Annotated in this window: 15 protein-coding genes; 9 read left to right on the top strand and 6 right to left on the bottom strand. The window is 70.0% G+C overall.

Translation table 11 applies throughout. The features are described from left to right. Window positions 1-52: 52 nt before the first annotated feature. Window positions 53-283 carry a DUF7455 domain-containing protein gene (locus STRTUCAR8_RS04490; protein ID WP_044471628.1) on the bottom strand — a complete coding sequence of 77 codons (231 nt, stop codon included), beginning with the start codon at window positions 281-283 and terminating at the stop codon, window positions 53-55. A gap of 451 nt (window positions 284-734) precedes the next feature. Between STRTUCAR8_RS04490 and STRTUCAR8_RS04485 the strand changes: the two genes are divergently transcribed. The 6 genes from STRTUCAR8_RS04485 to STRTUCAR8_RS04460 all read left to right on the top strand — a co-directional run bounded on the left by STRTUCAR8_RS04485 (window position 735) and on the right by STRTUCAR8_RS04460 (window position 7,674). Continuing rightward, entirely contained in the window at window positions 735-2,855 is a 2,121-nt protein-coding gene (locus tag STRTUCAR8_RS04485) for a DNA gyrase/topoisomerase IV subunit B (RefSeq protein ID WP_006374245.1), read from the top strand. Window positions 2,856-3,059: 204 nt separating this feature from the next. After that, window positions 3,060-3,623, top strand: a complete 564-nt coding sequence (locus STRTUCAR8_RS04480) for a DUF1453 family protein (protein WP_006374243.1) — start codon at window positions 3,060-3,062, stop codon at window positions 3,621-3,623. Beyond that, a complete protein-coding gene (locus STRTUCAR8_RS04475) occupies window positions 3,620-4,771 on the top strand; it encodes a sensor histidine kinase (protein ID WP_006374237.1) in 1,152 nt (383 codons plus the stop codon). Before STRTUCAR8_RS04480 ends, STRTUCAR8_RS04475 begins: the two co-directional genes overlap by 4 nt. After that, window positions 4,768-5,451 (top strand): response regulator transcription factor, encoded by a 684-nt coding sequence (locus STRTUCAR8_RS04470; protein ID WP_006374247.1) that lies wholly within the window; start codon window positions 4,768-4,770, stop codon window positions 5,449-5,451. Before STRTUCAR8_RS04475 ends, STRTUCAR8_RS04470 begins: the two co-directional genes overlap by 4 nt. Window positions 5,452-5,566: 115 nt before the next feature. Next, window positions 5,567-6,085 (top strand): DUF485 domain-containing protein, encoded by a 519-nt coding sequence (locus STRTUCAR8_RS04465; protein ID WP_006374246.1) that lies wholly within the window; start codon window positions 5,567-5,569, stop codon window positions 6,083-6,085. Beyond that, window positions 6,082-7,674, top strand: coding sequence for a solute symporter family protein (locus STRTUCAR8_RS04460; protein ID WP_006374241.1), 1,593 nt, complete (start codon window positions 6,082-6,084; stop codon window positions 7,672-7,674). The genes STRTUCAR8_RS04465 and STRTUCAR8_RS04460 overlap by 4 nt, the downstream gene beginning before the upstream one ends. A 46-nt stretch (window positions 7,675-7,720) precedes the next feature. Here STRTUCAR8_RS04460 and STRTUCAR8_RS04455 read toward each other — a convergent pair whose 3' ends face one another. The 4 genes from STRTUCAR8_RS04455 to STRTUCAR8_RS04440 form a co-directional block, all read right to left on the bottom strand. Beyond that, window positions 7,721-8,413, bottom strand: coding sequence for a response regulator (locus STRTUCAR8_RS04455; protein WP_006374235.1), 693 nt, complete (start codon window positions 8,411-8,413; stop codon window positions 7,721-7,723). 159 nt (window positions 8,414-8,572) lie between these two features. Beyond that, window positions 8,573-9,253 carry a response regulator gene (locus tag STRTUCAR8_RS04450; protein ID WP_006374236.1) on the bottom strand — a complete coding sequence of 227 codons (681 nt, stop codon included), beginning with the start codon at window positions 9,251-9,253 and terminating at the stop codon, window positions 8,573-8,575. Beyond that, complete coding sequence (locus tag STRTUCAR8_RS04445) at window positions 9,250-10,992, bottom strand: ATP-binding protein (protein ID WP_044471627.1); 1,743 nt, start codon at window positions 10,990-10,992, stop codon at window positions 9,250-9,252. Before STRTUCAR8_RS04445 ends, STRTUCAR8_RS04450 begins: the two co-directional genes overlap by 4 nt. A 145-nt stretch (window positions 10,993-11,137) precedes the next feature. After that, entirely contained in the window at window positions 11,138-12,076 is a 939-nt protein-coding gene (locus tag STRTUCAR8_RS04440; protein ID WP_006374242.1) for a sucrase ferredoxin, read from the bottom strand. A 779-nt stretch (window positions 12,077-12,855) separates the two neighbouring features. On the opposite strand from STRTUCAR8_RS04440, the gene STRTUCAR8_RS04430 reads away from it, so the two are divergent. Next, window positions 12,856-13,953 (top strand): CobW family GTP-binding protein, encoded by a 1,098-nt coding sequence (locus STRTUCAR8_RS04430; protein ID WP_006374244.1) that lies wholly within the window; start codon window positions 12,856-12,858, stop codon window positions 13,951-13,953. A 1-nt stretch (window position 13,954) separates the two neighbouring features. Here the strand turns inward: STRTUCAR8_RS04430 and STRTUCAR8_RS04425 are convergent, their stop codons facing one another. Continuing rightward, complete coding sequence (locus STRTUCAR8_RS04425) at window positions 13,955-16,411, bottom strand: DNA gyrase/topoisomerase IV subunit A (RefSeq protein WP_006374238.1); 2,457 nt, start codon at window positions 16,409-16,411, stop codon at window positions 13,955-13,957. A 322-nt stretch (window positions 16,412-16,733) separates the two neighbouring features. Between STRTUCAR8_RS04425 and STRTUCAR8_RS04420 the strand changes: the two genes are divergently transcribed. Both STRTUCAR8_RS04420 and STRTUCAR8_RS04415 read left to right on the top strand, forming a co-directional pair. Next, window positions 16,734-18,062, top strand: a complete 1,329-nt coding sequence (locus STRTUCAR8_RS04420; RefSeq protein WP_006374240.1) for a M16 family metallopeptidase — start codon at window positions 16,734-16,736, stop codon at window positions 18,060-18,062. After that, a complete protein-coding gene (locus STRTUCAR8_RS04415; protein ID WP_006374248.1) occupies window positions 18,059-19,462 on the top strand; it encodes a M16 family metallopeptidase in 1,404 nt (467 codons plus the stop codon). Before STRTUCAR8_RS04420 ends, STRTUCAR8_RS04415 begins: the two co-directional genes overlap by 4 nt. The last annotated feature ends 25 nt before the right edge of the window (window positions 19,463-19,487 follow it).

The following is a 19,487-nucleotide window of genomic DNA, read 5'->3' as shown; positions in this document are numbered from 1 at the left end:
GCCCGAATCAACCGGCTTGCGCCGGGGCTGGCTCGTCGTCGAAGCGCAGGTATCAGCGGTCTTCTTCGGTGGAGCTGGCCGGAACGGTCGTCAGTCGCTCCGTCTCGTCCTGTATCTCAGCGGCGATCTTCTTGAGTTCCGGCTCGAACTTGCGACCGTGGTGGGCGCAGAAGAGCAGTTCTCCGCCGCTCGCCAAGACAACGCGAAGGTATGCCTGGGCGCCGCAGCGGTCGCAGCGATCAGCGGCCGTCAGCGGGCTCGCGGGGGTCAGAACAGTAGTCACGTCGCCTCTTCTCTAGCTCGACGAGCTGTCGTACCAGGGTCAACATCCAACCAGGCCGAAAACGTTCCCGCTCGTGGCTCTTCCTCGAAAAAAATCTTTTCGAGTCGGCTGTCTGATGCCGGTTGGCGGCGAATGTGCCGTATTGCGTGTCTTTGTGTCTGTACGGGTTCGCGCTGTCTGTCGTCTGTAGGGGTGTAGGTCCGCCCGGCTGGGTTGCCGGTTGTTCATGAGGACGTGCCCGGAGCCTAAATGGTTCATGCCTGGAAGGGAACGTGATATGTACTTCACTCCATCGAGGGATCGAACAGGTATGCGACTCTGGATTAGTGTGACTTCAGACGAGGGTGGCGTTACATCGGCTCTACCAGGCCTCGGTACCCTCTGAGCGGCTACCGAAGCCGGGCCCTTACCCATCAGGGCTCCAACTGAAATTCAGCGAGGAGCGAACCGCGTGACCGCCGATACGTCCGTGCCGTCCACAGCGCTGCTGGCAGGAGCAGACCGGGACGGTTCCAACTACACCGCGCGGCACCTGCTCGTCCTTGAGGGGCTCGAGGCCGTACGCAAGCGCCCAGGAATGTACATCGGGTCGACCGACAGTCGTGGCCTGATGCACTGCCTCTGGGAGATCATCGACAACTCCGTGGACGAGGCCCTCGGAGGCTACTGCGACCACATCGACGTCGTCCTGCACGACGACGGCTCCGTCGAGGTGCGCGACAACGGCCGGGGCATCCCTGTGGATGTCGAGCCCAAAACCGGCCTCTCCGGTGTCGAGGTCGTCATGACGAAGCTGCACGCCGGCGGCAAGTTCGGCGGCGGTTCATATGCCGCTTCCGGCGGCCTGCACGGGGTGGGCGCGTCCGTGGTGAACGCGCTCTCGGCGCGCCTGGACGTCGAGGTCGACCGCGGGGGGAACACCCATGCGATCAGCTTCCGGCGCGGTGTGCCCGGCTCCTTCGCCACTGTCGGCCCCGACGCCACGTTCGAGGCGGGTGGCCTGCGCAAGACCAAGCGGGTCCCCAAGACCCGCACCGGCACGCGTGTGCGGTACTGGGCGGACCGACAGATCTTCCTCAAGGACGCCAAGCTCTCCCTGGAGAACCTCCACCAGCGCGCTCGCCAGACCGCGTTCCTGGTGCCGGGCCTCACCATCGTCGTCCGTGACGAGGTCGGGCTCGGTGAGGGTGGCAGCAAGGGCGAGGAGTCCTTCCGCTTCGACGGCGGCATCAGTGAGTTCTGCGAGTACCTGGCCACCGACAAGCCGGTCTGCGACGTCCTCCGCTTTTCCGGACAGGGCACCTTCAAGGAGACGGTCCCGGTCCTTGACGACCACGGCCAGATGACACCCACCGAGGTCACCCGCGAACTGGGTGTCGACGTGGCGCTCCGTTGGGGAACGGGCTACGACGCGACCCTCAAGTCGTTCGTGAACATCATCGCCACGCCCAAGGGCGGTACCCATATGGCGGGCTTCGAACAGGCCGTCTCGAAGACGATGAACGAGGTACTGCGCGCCAAGAAGCTGCTGCGCGTGGCCGAGGACGACATCGTCAAGGACGACGCCCTGGAGGGACTCACCGCGGTCGTCACCGTGCGTCTCGCCGAGCCGCAGTTCGAGGGCCAGACCAAGGAGGTGCTCGGCACTTCGGCGGCGCGCCGCATCGTGACCAGCGTGGTGTCGAAGGAGCTCAAGGACTTCCTGACCTCCACCAAGAGGGACGCGGCAGCGCAGGCCCGCGTCGTCATGGAGAAGGCCGTGGCGGCGGCGCGTACGCGCATCGCGGCCCGTCAGCACAAGGACGCGCAGCGCCGTAAGACGGCCCTGGAGTCGTCCTCACTGCCCGCCAAGCTCGCCGACTGCCGCAGTGACGATGTCGAACGCAGCGAACTGTTCATCGTGGAGGGCGACTCCGCGCTCGGTACGGCCAAGCTCGCCCGGAACTCGGAGTTCCAGGCACTGCTCCCGATCCGGGGGAAGATCCTCAATGTCCAGAAGTCGTCCGTGACCGACATGCTCAAGAACACCGAGTGCGGCGCGATCATCCAGGTCATAGGGGCAGGGTCAGGTCGTACGTTCGATATCGACGCGGCTCGCTACGGCAAGATCATCATGATGACCGACGCCGATGTCGACGGCTCCCACATCCGCACCCTGCTGCTGACCCTGTTCCACCGCTACATGCGGCCCATGGTCGAAGCGGGCCGGGTGTTCGCCGCGGTGCCGCCGCTGCACCGCATCGAGCTCGTCCAGCCGAAGAAGGGCCAGGACAAGTACGTCTACACCTACTCGGACCGTGAGCTGCGCGAGAAGCTGCTGGAGTTCCAGAGCAAGGGCGTTCGCTACAAGGACTCGATCCAGCGCTACAAGGGCCTCGGGGAGATGGACGCCGATCAGCTGGCCGAGACCACGATGGATCCGCGCCATCGCACGCTGCGCCGGATCAACCTGTCCGACCTGGACTCCGCCGAACAGGTTTTCGATCTCCTGATGGGTAACGACGTGGCTCCTCGCAAGGAGTTCATCTCCAGCTCGGCGGCGACGCTGGACAGGTCCCGAATCGACGCCTGACCTGTCGGTTCCCGATGCCGGCGCAGCACTTTCCAGTGCTGCGCCGGATCCCGTTCTCCACCCTGGGGTGGACCGCAGGCCCGCTGCTAATCCACCCGCGATCCACCCCTGCTCCGATTCTCTGACCTGCCGTTTTCCGTAGCGTCGAAGGCGTCGACAGCACCCGCTGCCGGCAGCCGCTCCTTCCTCGCCCACGGAGGCCTGATGTCCGGGCTCGCTGACGTCTTGCTGATCGTCGCCGTCGTCGCCCTGGTGGTCGTACGACAGTTCCGTACCCGCCGGATAGACACGGACCGGCGTTGGTGGGTCGTGCCCGTGATCCTGGCCGTCGTTGCGCTGCGCGAGCCCGGTCTTGTCGACATCCACCACCGCACGGAGTCGATCACCCTGCTCGCGGTCGAACTGCTCATCGGCCTCGCCACCGGAGCCGGCTGGGCCTGGACCACACGCATCTGGGCGGAGCCGGACGGTGAGGTGTGGAGCCGGAGCACCAGGGCGAGCGTCGCCGTGTGGGTGGTCGGGATCGGCCTCCGCGCAGGCCTCTTCGCCCTGGGCGCGGCACTCGGCGTCCACCAGGACACCTCTGCCCTTCTCCTCGCCCTCGCGGCGACCCTCCTGCTCCGCGCCGGAATCCTGCACTGGCGAGTCCAGTCCCTGCACCTGGTCTCCCCGCACGCGGAACTACCGCATCCGGCGTCCGCACCCTCGGCGCACGGGCGGACCCCGGCTTACGGTGACGGCGTGCGGTCGCGGAAGGAGCGCGTGTGACGAAGAACGACTGGTTGCGCTGGCCCTCTCGGGAAGCGCTCGGCCGCGAGGGAATCTCACGCAACCGCCGCAGGCTCGCCTGGGCCACCCGGATGCTGATCCTCGGCATGCTTCTGTGGGGAGCCGTCAGCAGCCATCCGGTCCGGGGCTGGGGTGCGGCGCTGGCCGTCGGAGGAGTCGGCGTCGCCGTGCTGCTCGCCCGGGAGCTCTACCGGACCACGTTCCAGCACCGGCTGTGGCCCTCTCTGGCGCTCCTGCTGCTGCTTCAGGGCCTCGCCGTCGCGGGCCAGGCCGCGGGCTTCCGGGTGCCGGCGCTCGTCCTGTGGTGCGGATGCGCGATCACGGCCCTGGAAAGGATGCCCCTGTCAGCCGCCCTGCCCATGAGCGTGCTGGCCCTCGGTTCCTATGCGGTGGTCAACGACGACCCCTTGCTCACCACCTCCGTCACCAGCATCGGTCTCGGACTGCTGGGATACGTCCTGCGACTCGACGCCGAAGCGCGCGGCAACACCCAGTTGCTCCTCACCCAGGAGCGGGCCGCCCGTGCCGCGGAAGCGGAGTCTGCGGCGCTCGCGGAGCGCGCTCGGATAGCGCGGGAGATCCACGACGTACTGGCGCACAGCCTCTCCGCTCAGCTGGTGCACCTGGAAGCGGCCCGCCTGCTGATCGAGCGGGGCGCCGACCGCGACCGGATCCTCGAACGGGTGGTGGCGGCGCGGGGGATGGCTCGCGACGGTCTGGCCGAGACGAGACAGGCACTGTCCGCGCTGCGGGGGGAGATGTCCCCGCTGGAGGACTACCTGAGTGAGCTCATCGGTGCGACCGACACCGTGGGCGTCACCATTGCGGGTGAGCGCAGACCGCTGTCGGCAGAGGCGTCGCAGGCCGTGCGACGGGTGGCCCAGGAGGCACTCACGAATGTCCGCAAACACGCTCCGGGCGCCACGGTCCGGGTGCGGTTGGAGTACAGCGAGCACCAGGTGACGCTGGACGTGAGGGACACGGGTGGTTCGCCGGGCGAACTCACCGAGGTGGGCGGCGGGTACGGTCTGCTGGGTATGCGGGAGCGAGCCGAGTTGCTGGGGGGTTCGCTGGAGGCCGGTCCGGACGAGAAGGGGTTCGCGGTGACACTGAGGGTGCCGACGTGACGGACGTGGCCGACCGGAAAATCGCGCGGGTCGTGGTCGCGGACGATCAGACCGTCGTACGGGAAGGCATCGTGATGCTGCTCGGCCTGCTGGCCGGGATCGAGGTCGTCGGAGCGGCCGGAGACGGGGACGAGGCCGTGCGGCTGGTCGGCGAACTAGCGCCGGACGTGGTGCTCATGGACCTGCGCATGCCGCGTTGCGACGGTGTCGAGGCGACCCGGCGGATCAGGGCGGAGCACCCCGGGACGCAGGTCGTCGTGCTCACGACCTTCGCGGACGACGAGTCGCTGTTCCGCGCGTTGCGGGCAGGGGCGCGAGGCTATCTCACCAAGGACGCGGACGGCGACGAGATCGTCAGAGCGGTGCACAGTGTGCTGTCCGGGGAGGCGGGGCTCGCACCGAGCATCCAGCGGCGGCTCCTGGAGCGGCTGACGGAGCCGGAGAAGGAGCCGGCCGCGTCCGCCGAGCCGCCCGACGGGCTCACCACGAGGGAGGCCGAGGTACTGGTGCTGATCGCGGAGGGACTCAACAACCAGGAGATCGCGCACCAGTTGCACGTCTCCACGGCGACCGTGAAGACCCACATCAACAACCTCTTCGCCAAGACGGGGATCAAGGACCGTGCGCAGGCGGTGCGTTACGCCTACGGCAAGGGATTGGTGCGGCCTCCCACGCGGTGAAGTCACCTGATGGGGTGAACTGCGTGGCGAACAAGAGTCGGGGAACTTCCCGTTCTGTCCATCCTTGGGCATGCAGTCAAGCACCGGTCGCCCTGGACGCGGGAGCGGCCCTGAGATGTCGGCCGAGACCCAAGAAGGTCGTGAGGCCGTCCCGACCCACGCGGGGGCGGGCGGGGACACACGGTTCGACGACCCCTGGTACGACGCGCTTGCCTCTGGCTGGGGCGAGTTGGACGGCACGGGGGCGCCCGCCCCCGTCGTTCCGCCCACGCGCCGGGAGCAGGAGAGGCCGGGCGGCGGAGCGGCCGACGTCTATCTGGAGGTGCAGCGCAGTGCCGCCTTCCAGGAGGTACGCAGGCGGTACCGGAGGTTTGTGATCCCCGGCGTCGTCGTCTTCCTCACCTGGTACGTGGGCTATGTGGTGACCGCGACCACGGCGCCCGGGTTCATGGGCCGGCCAGTGGTGGGCGCGGTGAACGTGGCGATGCTGGCGGGACTCGGACAGTTCCTCACCACGTTCCTCTTCACCTGGGCCTATGCGAGGCACGCGCGGCTGCGCAGGGACCGGGCCGCGCTCGATCTGCGCTGGGACACCCAGGAACTGACGCGTGGCCTTCGAGGCGGTGGATCGTGACCGGCAACCATCAGATGCTCGCGTTGGTGCTGTTCAGCGCGTTCGTGGCCGTCACGCTGGCCATCACCACCTGGGTGAGCCGGCACCGACAGGGCTCGGCGGAGGAGTTCTACGCGGGTGGCCGGCTCTTCTCCCCTATGGAGAATGGTTTTGCCATCGCGGGTGACTACATGTCGGCCGCGTCCTTCCTCGGGATCTCCGGCCTCATCGCACTCTTCGGCTACGACGGGCTGCTCTATTCGGTGGGCTTCCTGGTGGCCTGGCTCGTCGTGCTGTTCCTGGTGGCCGAACTGGTGCGCAACTGCGGGCGGTTCACGCTGGCGGATGTCGTCGCGGCCCGGATGCGTGAGCGGCCGGTGCGGATCGCTGCGGGAACTTCCTCGGTCACCGTGTCCGTTCTGTATCTGGTGGCGCAAATGGTCGGGGCGGGCAGTCTGGTCGCTCTGCTGTTGGGTGGTTCGAGCGAGGCGGCGCAGTCCTGGACGGTGATCGCGGTCGGCGCGCTCATGGTGATCTATGTGTCGTTGGGAGGGATGCGGGCCACCACCTGGATCCAGATCGTCAAAGCGGTCCTGCTGATGGGCGGGACGATCGCACTGACCGTGCTGGTACTGGTGCGGTTCCATGGAGACTTCGACCAGTTGCTGCGCACTGCCGCCGAGCGCAGCGGTCATGGTGACGCGTTTCTCGCTCCCGGGCTGAGGTACGGCGGCGACTGGACCTCGCGTCTCGACTTCATCAGCCTGGGGCTCGCCCTGGTACTGGGCACGGCCGGGCTGCCCCACATCCTCTCCCGCTTCTACACCGTGCCGACCGCTCGGGCCGCGCGCCGGTCGGTCGTCTGGTCGATCGGGCTCATCGGCGGCTTCTATCTGATGACGATCGTCCTCGGCTTCGGCGCGGCGGCGATCGTCGGGCCGCAGGCGGTCCGTGGCTCGAACGCGGCGGGGAACACGGCTGTTCCGCTTCTGGCCCTCGATCTGGGCGGAGGTGCGGACTCCACAGGCGGAACGGTTCTGTTCGCGATCGTCGCCGCCATCGCCTTCGCGACCATTCTCGCGGTGGTGGCGGGCATCACGCTCGCGTCCTCGGCGTCCGTGGCCCACGACCTGTACGCGTCGCTGCGTCGCCCGCGCGCCAAGCCGCGCAGCGAGGTGGCTGTGGCACGGACCGCCGCGGTCGGCATCGGCGTGGTCGCGATCGCCCTCGGCCTGTTGGCCCGCGACCTCAATGTCGCGTTCCTGGTGGGCCTCGCCTTCGCTGTCGCAGCGTCCGCGAATCTGCCGGTGCTGCTCTACTCGCTGTTCTGGGGCGGCTTCACGACCCGGGGCGCGGTGTGGTCGGTGTACGGGGGGCTGATTCCGTCGATGGTCCTCGTGCTGCTCTCGCCCGTGGTGTCGGGCAGCCCCGAATCGCTGTTCCCGGGGGTGGACTTCCAGTACTTCCCGCTGCAGAACCCGGGACTCGTCTCGATCCCGCTGGGATTCCTCGCGGGCTGGCTCGGCACGGTCACCTCCGCGGAGGACCCGGACGAGGCCAAGCACGCGGAGACCGAGGTGCGGTCACTCACGGGGGCGGGGGCCGTCTAGCGGGCGGCGCCTCCACCGTCGTACGCCCTTGAGGGGTGGGAGCGACTCAAGGGGCCACCCATGCGTACTGGTGTTCAGGGCGTCCGGTGTCGCCGTACTTGAGGGAGAGGCGGAGGCGTCCCGCCTGTTCCAGGTGACGGAGGTAGCGCTGTGCCGTGGAGCGGCTGAGGCCTGTCTCCGCGGCCACTTCGTGAGCCGAGAGCGGTTGGCCGGCGCGGTGGAGCACACCGCAGATGAGGTCCGTGGTCGGTTCCGAGTGGCCGCTCGGCAGCCCGGGGGACGCGGGGCCGGGCGGCGTGCGCAGGGCGCCGAAGATCCGGTCGACCTGCTCCTGGCCGGTGTGGCTCCGGTCTTCGACGTGGTCGACGGTGCGGCGCAGAGCGGCGTAGGAGTCCAGACGGGTGCGCAACGCCGCGAAGGTGAACGGTTTGACCAGGTAGTGCACCGCGCCCAGGCGCATCGCGGTCTGCACGGTCACCACGTCACTCGCCGCCGTGATCATGATGACGTCGGTGCAGTGCCCCTGTTCCCGCATGCGGTGGACGAGTTCGAGTCCCGTCTGGTCGGGCAGGTAGTGGTCGAGCAGGACCAGATCGATCGTGCCCTGTTGTACGGCGGCCAGAGCCTGGGCGGCGTTGTGCGCGCGGGCGGCCACCCTGAACCCGGGAACCTTCCCCACGTACTTGGCGTTGATCTCCGCGACACGGAGGTCGTCGTCCACCACCAGGACGTCAATCATCGGGCCTCTCCCTCAGGGCCGACGAGCACAACCGACCTTTGCAAGCAGAAGAACAACTTGCGGCCAGAAGACTGATGTTGTGGCATGCGCCATGCCTCGCGCCATCGAACGGCGTGGAGCGAGCAAGATCTTCACAACTCCGCGGGCTCCGCCTGCCCCTCAGGGGCGGGTCGCCCATACGTAACGGTGCTCCGGGCGGCCGGCGTCACCGTACTTGAGGGTCAGCCTGGCCCGTCCTGTGCGCTCCAGCAGCTTCAGATAGCGCTGGGCGGTCTGGCGGCTCACCCCGGTGCGTTCGGCGATCTCCTGGGCAGACAGGGGGCCTTCGGCGTTCACCAGGGCTCGGCGCACGAGTTCCGCGGTGGTGGGTGAGTGACCCTTGGGGAGTTCGGGCTCGGGGCCGGAGGACAGAGCGCCGAAGATCCGGTCCACCTCGGCCTGTTCGGCCTCGCCGCCGCTGTCCAGGGTGCGGCGCAGCTCCGCGTACGCCTCAAGTCTGGCGCGCAGCCCCGCGAAGGCGAACGGCTTGACCAGGTACTGCAGCGCCCCCTGCCGCATCGCCGCCTGGACGGTCGACACGTCCCGGGCCGCCGTCACCATGATCACGTCGGTCTCATGACCCCTGCGGCGCATCTCCTGGACGACCGAGAGGCCCGTGCCGTCGGGCAGGTAGTGATCCATCAGGACGAGGTCGAGCTGGGGCAGTGCCTCCAGTTGCCGCAGTGCCTCGGCCGCGCTGTGCGCCTCTCCCGCGACATGGAAGCCGGGCACCTTCTCCACGTATGCGGAGTTGACCCGCGCCACCCGGGTGTCGTCGTCCACGACCAGGACCTCGATCATCTCGACTCCTCCTGCGGGGCGTGGGTGCCGGTGGCCGGGATGGCGGCCGGCTGCGGGGACGGTTCCGGGTCCGGGACGCGGGCGTGTTCCTCCGGGAGGTGCCTGTGCCGGGGTTCCGGCGCCGGATCGGGCTCCGCGAGTGCCTCCGGCAGGACGACCGTGAACTCCGCGCCCCCGCCCTCGGCCTCGTCCACGCGCGCGCTGCCACCCTGGCGTTCCGCGAGACGGCGTACCAATGGGAGCCCGATTCCGCGTTTGCCGTGCGCCGGAGGCTTCTTCGTGGACCATCCCTCCGTGAAGATCAACTCGCGCTGTTCCGCCGGAATTCCGGGCCCTGTGTCGCGCACTCTGAGGACCGCGGTACGGCCCTCGGCACGCAGTTCGACCTCCACGCGCGCGTGCGCGGTGCCTGCGACGGCGTCCAGCGCGTTGTCGACCAGGTTGCCGACGACGGTGACCAGCCCTCTGGGATCGACCAGCCGGTCCGGAAGCAGCGTCCGGTCCGAGACCCACAGGGCGACACCGCGCTCCGCCGCCACGGTGGACTTGCCGACCAGCAGTGCGGCGAGCAGCGGATCGCGGATCTTCTCGGCGACCTGTTCCGCGGTGGCCCGGTGGTCGCCGACCACCTCGCCGACGAACTCCACGGCGTCGTCGAACATCTCCAGTTCGAGCAGCCCCAGGAGGGTGTGCATGCGGTTGGCGTGTTCGTGGTCCTGGGCGCGCAGCGCGTCGAGCAGACCGTGCGTGGAGTCGAGCTCACGGCCGAGCTGCTCCAGCTCGGTGCGGTCGCGCAGGGTGGCGACGGCTCCTCCGTCGTCGGTGGGCATGCGGTTGGCGACCAGGACCCGCTGGCCGCGCACGGTGAGCAGGTCCGTGCCGGTCACACGGCCGGCGAGCACATCGGTCGTACGGCCCTCGCCGAGCGCCTCGTCCAGGGAGCGGCCGACGGCCTCCTCACCGATGCCCAGCAGTCGCTGTGCCTCGTCGTTGAGGAGCCGGACACGGCCCGCGCGGTCCAGGGCGACGACGCCCTCGCGGATGCCGTGCAGTACGGCCTCGCGTTCCGCGAGCAGCGCCGCGATGTCCGAGAACGCCAGGTCCCGGGTCTGCCGCTGCACCCTCCGGGAGATCAGCCAGGCGGCCAGGGTGCCGACGGCCATGGCGCCGCCCGCGTAGGCGAGCAGCCCCGGGATCGCGTGGATCAGCCGGGCCCGCACACTGTCGTACTCGATGCCGACCGAGACCGCCCCCACGACCCTGCCTCGGGTGTCGCGCAGCGGTACCTTGCCGCGGGCCGAGCGGCCCAGGGTGCCGCTGTCGATCTCCATGACCTCTTTGCCCGCCAGGGCCTGGCGGGGGTCGGTGGAGACGACCCTGCCGATCTCCTTCGGATCCGTGTGCGACCAGCGCACGCCCCGCATGTCCATCACCACGACGTACTCGGCCCCGCTGGCCATCCGTATCCGCTCCGTCTCGGCCTGCACCGGCCCGCCGACCGACGGCCTGCTGCCCTGCAGGTCCTCGGCGAGCTGTGGCTGGGCGGCGGTGGTCTGGGCGATCGCCAGCGCCCGGCGCATCGCCTGGTCGTCCAGCTGATCGCTGAGCGGCGCCAGGAACAACCCGGTCGCGAGCACGGCGACTCCCGCGGCGATCGCCACCTGCATCAGCAGCACCTGCGAGAACATGCGCCGCGGCAGACCGAGGCGCAGGCGGCGTGCGGGGGGAGTGGGGCTCATACCCATGACGGTACGGGGACGAGGGGGCCGTTCCGTAGAGGGGTGTGACGTGGATCCTTTGATCAACACTATGGATCGATGTCTGTACGGCGTGCCGGACGGGTGGATCCGCGGCCGTACAGGACGCCGGTCGGGCGCCGTGCGGTCAGCGTGTGGGGGCCGCGGACTCCAGCTCCCGCAAGGCCACCACATCCATCCGCGCCGGCGAACCCAACGCCGACCCGCAGCTCTCCGGGCGAGGCGGCAGCGCGGCGCCCTGGGCCACGGTGACCCCCCACCGCCGTCCGTCCGCGTGGGCGACGGTCACCTCCCAGCGCGGTGCCGAGCCGTCCGTACGTACGACACTCAGCGCGTCCGCCGCGTACTCGCGCGCCGCCGCGCGGACGGCCAGTTCCGCGGCCTGGCCGGGCCGCTCCCACGCGGAGCCGCCACGGCAGCCCTCCAGGACGACACGCCCCTCGCGCACGCCCTGGAGGATCTCCTTGACGTGCGGGGCCTGGGCGCGGCCGTACGCGTATCCGTACGGGAGGACGAGCAGCGTCGGGGAGAAGCGGTGACCGCCGAGGTGGGTGACCTCCCAGGCGCCCTCGACCCCGGAGGCGGCCAGTTCGGCAGCCAGGGGACGGCCCAGCAACGCGCAGCAGCGGTCGCGCTTGCCGTTGGTGCAGACGAGTGCGAGGGGGTCGCCGGTGTGGGGCCGTGCCTGGAGGACGGCGTCGAAGGTCTGCGGGGCGCCCTGGCCGAGGGCGGCGAAGTCGAGGTCGAGCAGTTGTTCGGGGGCGCGGGTCGTGGCGCTGTGCAGCCAGACGTTCCCGGGCGTGGTGTGGGCCGCGTACACCTGCCGTACCGCGGGGGTACCGAAGTCGGCGTGGCGGCCTGGCCGGCGGATCAGCGCGATCCGTACGCCCGTGCCCTCGGTGGCCTTCTCCAGGGCGCGGCCGAGTACGGGGTCCAGGTGGCTCATGGTGAGCGCCTGGGCGCCCCACGGGCCCGGCTGCTCCAGCAGCAGCCACGTCCTCGCGGTCGCGGCGGTTCCCGCGACGGGCTCGTCGAGGTCCTGGGAGACGGTTGCGCACCTACTCACAGAGGTGAGCCTAACCTGACCTTGGGGCGGGGCTGCTTCGCCTCGCGCCGAACGGGTGATTCCGGAGTCCGCGCGCTGCTCCGGGAGCGGTCGCGAGGGGCTCACCCGCGTAGGTGCCGGACGGGCGCATCCGCAACGGACGCTCGGTGCTCTTCCGGAGCGAAGGTCCACAGAGGCGTGCAGTGGGGCGTGCCGGGCGGGAGGTGGTGGTTCACGACGTCCCGGTCCGCGGTGAGGCCGGGTGCGGGTTTCGGCATCCTCTCCAGGAGGGCGAGAGAGCACGCGCGCGGAGACCCTCGCCGGGGTGAAGCCGGTGGCGGTGCCCGGGCGGACGCGGCGGCGCGTCCGACGAGGGTCGCCGCGGCCGGGCTGCGTTTCACGAGGGCGCCGAGTGCCGTGTCCAGGGCGCGCAGTGACGCGTCGGCGGCGATCCGGACGGTCAGCCGGGCTCAGAGGCGGCGGGCCGGTGAGCCTTCGTCCCGACGGCCGGGCGAGCGCGGCGACGAGGGGGATGCGGATGAGGGGGTGAGCGGCGCCCAGGACGGTGTTCTCGGGAGGCCGAAGCGGAGTGGATCGGCGGCTGCCGTGGCGATCACGGCGATCCTGAGGCAGGCGCCCCGTCACGCCGGGTTCACGCCCAGCCGCGTGCCCCGTACCGGCTGCTGACAGTCGGTCACTCAGCGACGACTCCTCCGGCTCGTATCCTGGGTCGGCATTAGTTCCTCGTACGCGCGCGGGGCCCGCGCTGGTGTGCGCGTCGGTGTGAGAGAGGTCGCAGATTGAGTCAGCCGGGTCCGAGCCAGAGCTCTCGGCAGATCCCCGTCATCGTCCTTGCCGGCTTTCTCGGTTCCGGGAAGACCACTCTCCTCAACCATCTCCTCCACCGAGGCGGGGGCAGCCGTATCGGGGCCGTCGTCAACGACTTCGGGGCCATCGAGATCGACGCCATGGCCGTCGCGGGGGCGCTCGGGGACTCCACGGTGTCGTTGGGCAACGGATGTCTGTGCTGCGCTGTCGACGCGAGCGAGCTCGATGTCTATCTTGATCGGCTCACTCAGCCCTCGGCCCGGATCGACGTCATCGTCATCGAGGCCAGTGGGCTCGCCGAGCCGCAGGAACTCGTTCGGATGGTGCTCGCCAGTGAGAATCCCCGAGTCGTGTACGGCGGGCTGGTCGAGGTCGTCGACGCCGTCGAGTTCGACGACACGCGGGTGAGACACCCCGAGATCGACCGGCACCTCGGGCTCGCCGACCTCGTCGTCGTCAACAAGGTCGGGCAGGTCCCCGACGGCGGCGAGCGGGTCCTGGAGACCGTCCGCGGGCTGGTCGACCGCGCCGCTGTCGTCCCCGCCGACTACGGGCGCGTCGACCCGGAGTTCCTCTTCGACTGCCGGCCGTCCCAGGAGCGCGTCGGGCAGCTGACCTTCGACGATCTGCACGAACACGGGGAGGGCGAAGACGGTCACGAGGACGGCGAGGAAGGCCACTCCGGGCATCTGCACGCCGCCTACGACAGTCTCTCCTTCAGCTCCTCGACACCCCTCCACCCGCGTCGGCTGATGGACTTCCTCGACAGCCGGCCCGAAGGGCTCTACCGCATCAAGGGCTACGTCGACTTCGGGCCGCACGACCGGGGCAACCGGTACGCCGTGCACGCCGTCGGGCGGTTCCTGCGGTTCTATCCCGAGCCCTGGGCCGACGGCGGGGAACGTCTCACCCAGCTCGTCCTCATCGGGTCGGGCATCGGGACGCACGGCCTGCGCAAGGACCTGGAGGCCTGTACGGACGACGCCCCACACGCCGACGAGCACAGCATGTGGGGCGTCCTGAGATACGTACAGGAGCAGAGTCCGGAGGACCCCGGAGAGCTCGGCTGACCTACACCGGGCCCGTCACCACACCCACCGTCCGCGGCAACGACACGCCCGAGCCGTCGCGGCGCGGGTCCATCTCCGGGAGCTCCGCCGGGGTGCCGTTCTTCTGGGACGCGCGCGCCGGGGTCGGGCCCGCCCAGGCCAGGGAGAGACAGTCCTCGCCCTTCAGGAACCGCTGGCAGCGGACACCGCCGGTGGCGCGCCCCTTGCGCGGGTACTGGTCGAAGGGCGTCAGCTTCGCGGTCGTCTGCACGGAGTCGTCCAGCGTGCCGCGCGAGCCGGCCACCGTGAAGACGACCGCCTCCACCGCCGGGTCCACCACCGTGAACGAGATCACCTTGGCGCCGTCCGTGAGCTTGATGCCGGCCATACCTCCGGCCGGACGGCCCTGCGGGCGGACGTGGGAGGCCTGGAAACGCAGCAACTGGGCGTCGTCCGTGATGAAGACCAGGTCCTCCTCGCCGGTGCGCAGCTCCGCGGCGCCGACGATCCGGTCGCCGTCCTTGAGCGTGATGACCTCCAACTCCCCCTTGTTGGAGGGATAGTCGGGGACCACCCGCTTGACGACGCCCTGCTCCGTGCCGATCGCGAGACCCGGCGACGACTCGTCGAGTGTCGTCAGGCAGACCACCGTCTCGCCGTCCTCCAGGGAGAGGAACTCCGACAGCGGGGCGCCGCCCGAGAGGTTGGGCGCCGCCATCGTGTCGGGGAGCCGGGGGAGGTCGATGACGTTGATGCGCAACAGGCGGCCGGCCGACGTCACCGCGCCCACCTCGCCCCGTGCCGTCGCCGGGACCGCGGAGACGATCAGGTCGTGCTTCGCGCGCCGCCCGTCCTCGTCCGCCGGGAACGGCTCGCCGTTCGCCGTACGCGCCAGCAGGTCCGTCGAGGAGAGCAGGACCCGGCACGGGTCGTCGGCCACCTGGAGCGGGACGCCGGCCGCGGGAGCGGCGCCGGCCGACTCCAGCAGGACCGTACGCCGCTCGGTGCCGAACTTCTTGGCCACCGCGGCCAGTTCGGTCGAGACCAGCTTGCGGAGCTCCGCGTCCGACTCCAGGATCCGGGTCAGCTCCGCGATCTCGGCGGCCAGCCGCTCCTTCTCGGACTCCAGCTCGATCCGGTCGAACCGGGTCAGCCGGCGCAGCGGGGTGTCCAGGATGTACTGCGTCTGGATCTCCGAGAGGGAGAACCGCTCCATCAGGCGTTCCTTCGCCTGCGCGGAGTTGTCGCTGGAGCGGATCAGCCGGATGACCTCGTCGATGTCGACCAGCGCGGTGAGCAGGCCCTCGACCAGGTGCAGCCGGTCACGGCGCTTGCCGCGGCGGAACTCCGAGCGACGCCGTACGACCTCGAAGCGGTGGTCGAGATAGACCTCCAGGAGCTCCTTCAGCCCCAGGGTGAGGGGCTGGCCGTCCACCAGTGCCACGTTGTTGATGCCGAAGGACTCCTCCATCGGCGTCAGCTTGTAGAGCTGTTCCAGGACGGCTTCCGGCACGAAGCCGTTCTTGATCTCGATGACCAGGCGCAGGCCGTGGCTGCGGTCGGTGAGGTCCTTGACGTCGGCGATCCCCTGGAGCTTCTTCGCGCCGACCAGGTCCTTGATCTTGGCGATCACCTTCTCCGGGCCGACCGTGAACGGCAGTTCCGTGACGACCAGGCCCATACGGCGCGCCGTCACGTTCTCCACCGACACCGTGGCACGGATCTTGAAGGTCCCGCGGCCCGACTCGTACGCGTCCCTGATCCCGGCGAGGCCGACGATCCGGCCGCCCGTGGGCAGGTCGGGGCCCGGGACGTGCCGCATCAGGGTGTCGAGGTCGGCGGCCGGGTAGCGGATCAGGTGCCGGGCGGCGGAGATGACCTCGCCGAGGTTGTGCGGCGGCATGTTCGTGGCCATACCGACGGCGATGCCCGAGGCGCCGTTCACCAGCAGGTTCGGGAAGGCGGCGGGCAGCGCCACCGGCTCCTGCTCCTGGCCGTCGTAGTTGGGGGCGAAGTCGACTGTGTCCTCTTCGATCGACTCCGTCATCAGGGACGTCGCGTCGGCCATACGGGCCTCGGTGTACCGCATGGCGGCCGGCGGGTCGTCGTTGCCCAGCGAACCGAAGTTGCCATGCCCGTCGACCAGCGGCACGCGCATGGAGAACGGCTGGGCGAGGCGCACCATGGCGTCGTAGATCGACGAGTCGCCGTGCGGGTGGAGCTTACCCATGACCTCACCGACGACGCGGGCGCACTTCACATAGCCGCGGTCGGGGCGCAGACCCATCTCGTTCATCTGGTAGACGATGCGACGGTGGACGGGCTTGAGACCGTCGCGGGCGTCGGGCAGGGCTCGGGAGTAGATGACCGAGTACGCGTACTCGAGGAAGGAGCCCTGCATCTCGTCGACGACGTCGATGTCGAGGATCCGCTCCTCGAAGTCATCGGGCGGCGGGGTCTTCGTGCTGCGGCGGGCCATCGCTGCCGGCTCCTTCTGTTTCCTGTCGTTCGCCTACGGGGCGCGCCCCTGCGGCTCACTCCTGCTGAGACTGAACGGGATCTGACGCGGACCATTGTGGACTGCCGCACTGACAACGCGGACCAAGGCCTGCCTCTGCGGCGGTGTTGGGCGGTGGCCGCTGATGCTGAAACGTACCGCCTGGAACCCGAGGAATCTCGCTGTCGGCGTACGTCCGCCGGGAACTTCGCCAGCACTCCACACGCTTGCATACAGTGGCAGGACCGGCAGGAAAACAGCGGTTGCAACAACCGCATCCGCGATCGAAGGGACGTACATGCCCATGGGTCACACGGCCACAGCCGAGGCAGGCTCCGGCGGCCTGACCGCGACCGAACACCGCCTCGCCAACGGGCTGCGCGTGGTGCTCTCCGAGGACCACCTGACCCCGGTCGCAGCGGTGTGCCTCTGGTACGACGTCGGGTCGCGCCACGAGGTCAAGGGCCGTACCGGCCTGGCTCACCTCTTCGAGCACCTGATGTTCCAGGGCTCGGGCCAGGTGAAGGGCAACGGCCACTTCGAACTGGTCCAGGGCGCGGGCGGTTCGCTCAACGGCACCACCAGCTTCGAGCGCACCAACTACTTCGAGACCATGCCCACCCACCAACTGGAGCTCGCCCTCTGGCTGGAGGCGGACCGCATGGGCTCGCTGCTCGCGGCCCTCGACGACGAGTCCATGGAGAACCAGCGGGACGTCGTCAAGAACGAGCGCCGGCAGCGCTACGACAACGTCCCCTACGGCACGGCGTTCGAGAAGCTGACCGCCCTCGCCTACCCGGAGGGACACCCCTACCACCACACGCCGATCGGCTCGATGGCGGACCTGGACGCGGCGACGCTGGAGGACGCGCGCGCGTTCTTCCGCACGTACTACGCGCCCAACAACGCCGTCCTGTCGATCGTCGGGGACATCGACCCCGAGGAGACCCTCGCCTGGGTCGAGAAGTACTTCGGATCCATCGCCGGGCACGACGGCAAGCCCGCGCCGCGCTCCGGCGCGCTTCCCGACGTCATCGGCGAGGAACTGCGCGAGGTCGTCGTCGAAGAGGTTCCGGCGCGCGCGTTGATGGCCGCCTACCGGCTCCCGGAGGACGGCACGCGCGCGTGCGACGCGGCCGACCTGGCGCTCACCGTCCTCGGCGGCGGCGAGTCCTCCCGCCTGTACAACCGGCTCGTACGGCGGGACCGTACGGCGGTCGCGGCCGGGTTCGGCCTGCTGCGGCTGGCCGGAGCGCCCTCCCTGGGGTGGCTGGACGTCAAGACCTCCGCGGACGTCGAGGTGCCGGTCATCGAGGCCGCTGTCGACGAGGAGCTCGCCCGGTTCACCGCGGAGGGCCCCACGGCCGAGGAAATGGAGCGCGCGCAGGCCCAGTTGGAGCGCGAGTGGCTGGACCGGCTCGGCACGGTCGCGGGCCGTGCCGACGAACTGTGCCGCTTCGCCGTGCTGTTCGGCGACCCGCAGCTCGCCCTGACCGCCGTGCAGCGCGTCCTCGACGTGACGGCGGAGGAGGTCCAGCAGGCCGCCAAGGCCCGGCTGCGCCCCGACAACCGCGCGGTGCTCGTCTACGAGCCGCTCACCGCCACCGACACCGACGAGGAGGCGGCCAAGTGACCGAGCTCGCCACGATGGAGTTCCACCCCCAGCCCCAGGCGGGGGAGGCCAGGCCCTGGGCCTTCCCGGCCCCCGCACGCGACACGCTCGGCAACGGTCTGACCGTCCTGCGGTGCCACCGCCCCGGCCAGCAGGTCGTCGCCGTCGAGGTGCTCGTCGACGCCCCCCTGGACGCGGAGCCGACCGACCTCGACGGAGTGGCCACGATCATGTCCCGGGCCTTCTCCGAAGGTACCGACAAGTACTCCGCCGAGGAGTTCGCCGCCGAGCTGGAGCGCTGCGGCGCCACCCTTGACGCGCACGCCGACCACCCGGGTGTCCGCCTCAGCCTCGAAGTCCCCGTGTCGCGGCTCCCGAAGGGGCTGGGTCTGCTGGCCGACGCCCTCAGGGCGCCCGCGTTCACGGACAGCGAGATCGAGCGGCTGGTGCGCAACCGGCTCGACGAGATCCCGCACGAGACGGCCAACCCGGCCCGCCGCTCCGCCAAGCAGCTGTACAAGGAGCTGTTCCCGGCGTCCTCGCGCATGTCACGTCCGCGCCAGGGCACCGAGGAGACGGTCGCGAAGATCGACGCGGCCGCCGTACGCGCCTTCTACGAGAGGCACGTCCGGCCCGCCACGGCCACCGCCGTGGTCGTCGGCGACCTCACCGGCGTCGACCTGGACGCGCTGCTCGGTGACACCCTGGGGGCCTGGACGGGCTCGTCGGCCGAGCCGCGGCCCGTGCCGCCGGTGACCGCCGACGACACCGGCCGGGTCGTCATCGTGGACCGCCCGGGCGCCGTGCAGACCCAGCTGCTCATCGGCCGCATCGGCGCCGACCGGCACGACCGTGTCTGGGCCGCCCAGGTCCTCGGCACGTACTGCCTCGGCGGCACCCTCACCTCCCGTCTGGACCGCGTCCTGCGCGAGGAAAAGGGCTACACCTACGGTGTGCGCGCGTTCGGCCAGGTCCTGCGCTCGGCTGCCCCCTCCTCCCACGGAGGGGCCACCGGCGCCGCGCTGCTCGCCATCAGCGGCTCCTTCGACACCCCGAACACCGGTCCAGCGCTTGAGGACCTCTGGAAGGTTCTGCGCACGCTCGCGGCCGAAGGGCTCACCGACGCCGAGCGCGATGTCGCGGTGCAGAACCTGGTCGGGGTCGCCCCGCTCAAGTACGAGACCGCTGCGGCCGTGGCGAGCACGCTGGCCGACCAGGTCGAGCAGCACCTGCCCGACGACTACCAGGCGACGCTGTACCGGCAGCTCGCGGCGACCGGCACCGTGGAAGCCACCGCGGCGGCCGTCAACGCCTTCCCGGTGGACCGGCTGGTGACGGTCCTCGTCGGCGACGCGGCGACGATCGAGGAGCCCGTCAGGGCCCTCGGCATCGGTGAAGTGAGCGTCGTCCCCGCCGAGTAGCAGCATCGGCGTAGACGACAGGGGC

It is taken from the genome of Streptomyces turgidiscabies Car8 (assembly GCF_000331005.1).
GTDB lineage: Bacteria > Actinomycetota > Actinomycetes > Streptomycetales > Streptomycetaceae > Streptomyces > Streptomyces turgidiscabies.
The sequence above is the reverse complement of the archived record's forward strand: the minus strand, read 5'-3'. Positions and strand labels throughout refer to the sequence as shown.

What these genes read in the sequence shown, in the direction of transcription:
- STRTUCAR8_RS04480 (WP_006374243.1), top strand. Translation starts at nt 3,060, where the DNA reads ATGTCCGGGCTCGCTGACGTCTTGCTGATCGTCGCCGTCGTCGCCCTG.
- STRTUCAR8_RS04465 (WP_006374246.1), top strand. Translation starts at nt 5,567, where the DNA reads ATGTCGGCCGAGACCCAAGAAGGTCGTGAGGCCGTCCCGACCCACGCG.
- STRTUCAR8_RS04455 (WP_006374235.1), bottom strand. Translation starts at nt 8,413, where the DNA reads ATGATTGACGTCCTGGTGGTGGACGACGACCTCCGTGTCGCGGAGATC.
- STRTUCAR8_RS04450 (WP_006374236.1), bottom strand. Translation starts at nt 9,253, where the DNA reads ATGATCGAGGTCCTGGTCGTGGACGACGACACCCGGGTGGCGCGGGTC.
- STRTUCAR8_RS04445 (WP_044471627.1), bottom strand. Translation starts at nt 10,992, where the DNA reads ATGAGCCCCACTCCCCCCGCACGCCGCCTGCGCCTCGGTCTGCCGCGG.
- STRTUCAR8_RS04425 (WP_006374238.1), bottom strand. Translation starts at nt 16,411, where the DNA reads ATGGCCCGCCGCAGCACGAAGACCCCGCCGCCCGATGACTTCGAGGAG.
- STRTUCAR8_RS04420 (WP_006374240.1), top strand. Translation starts at nt 16,734, where the DNA reads ATGGGTCACACGGCCACAGCCGAGGCAGGCTCCGGCGGCCTGACCGCG.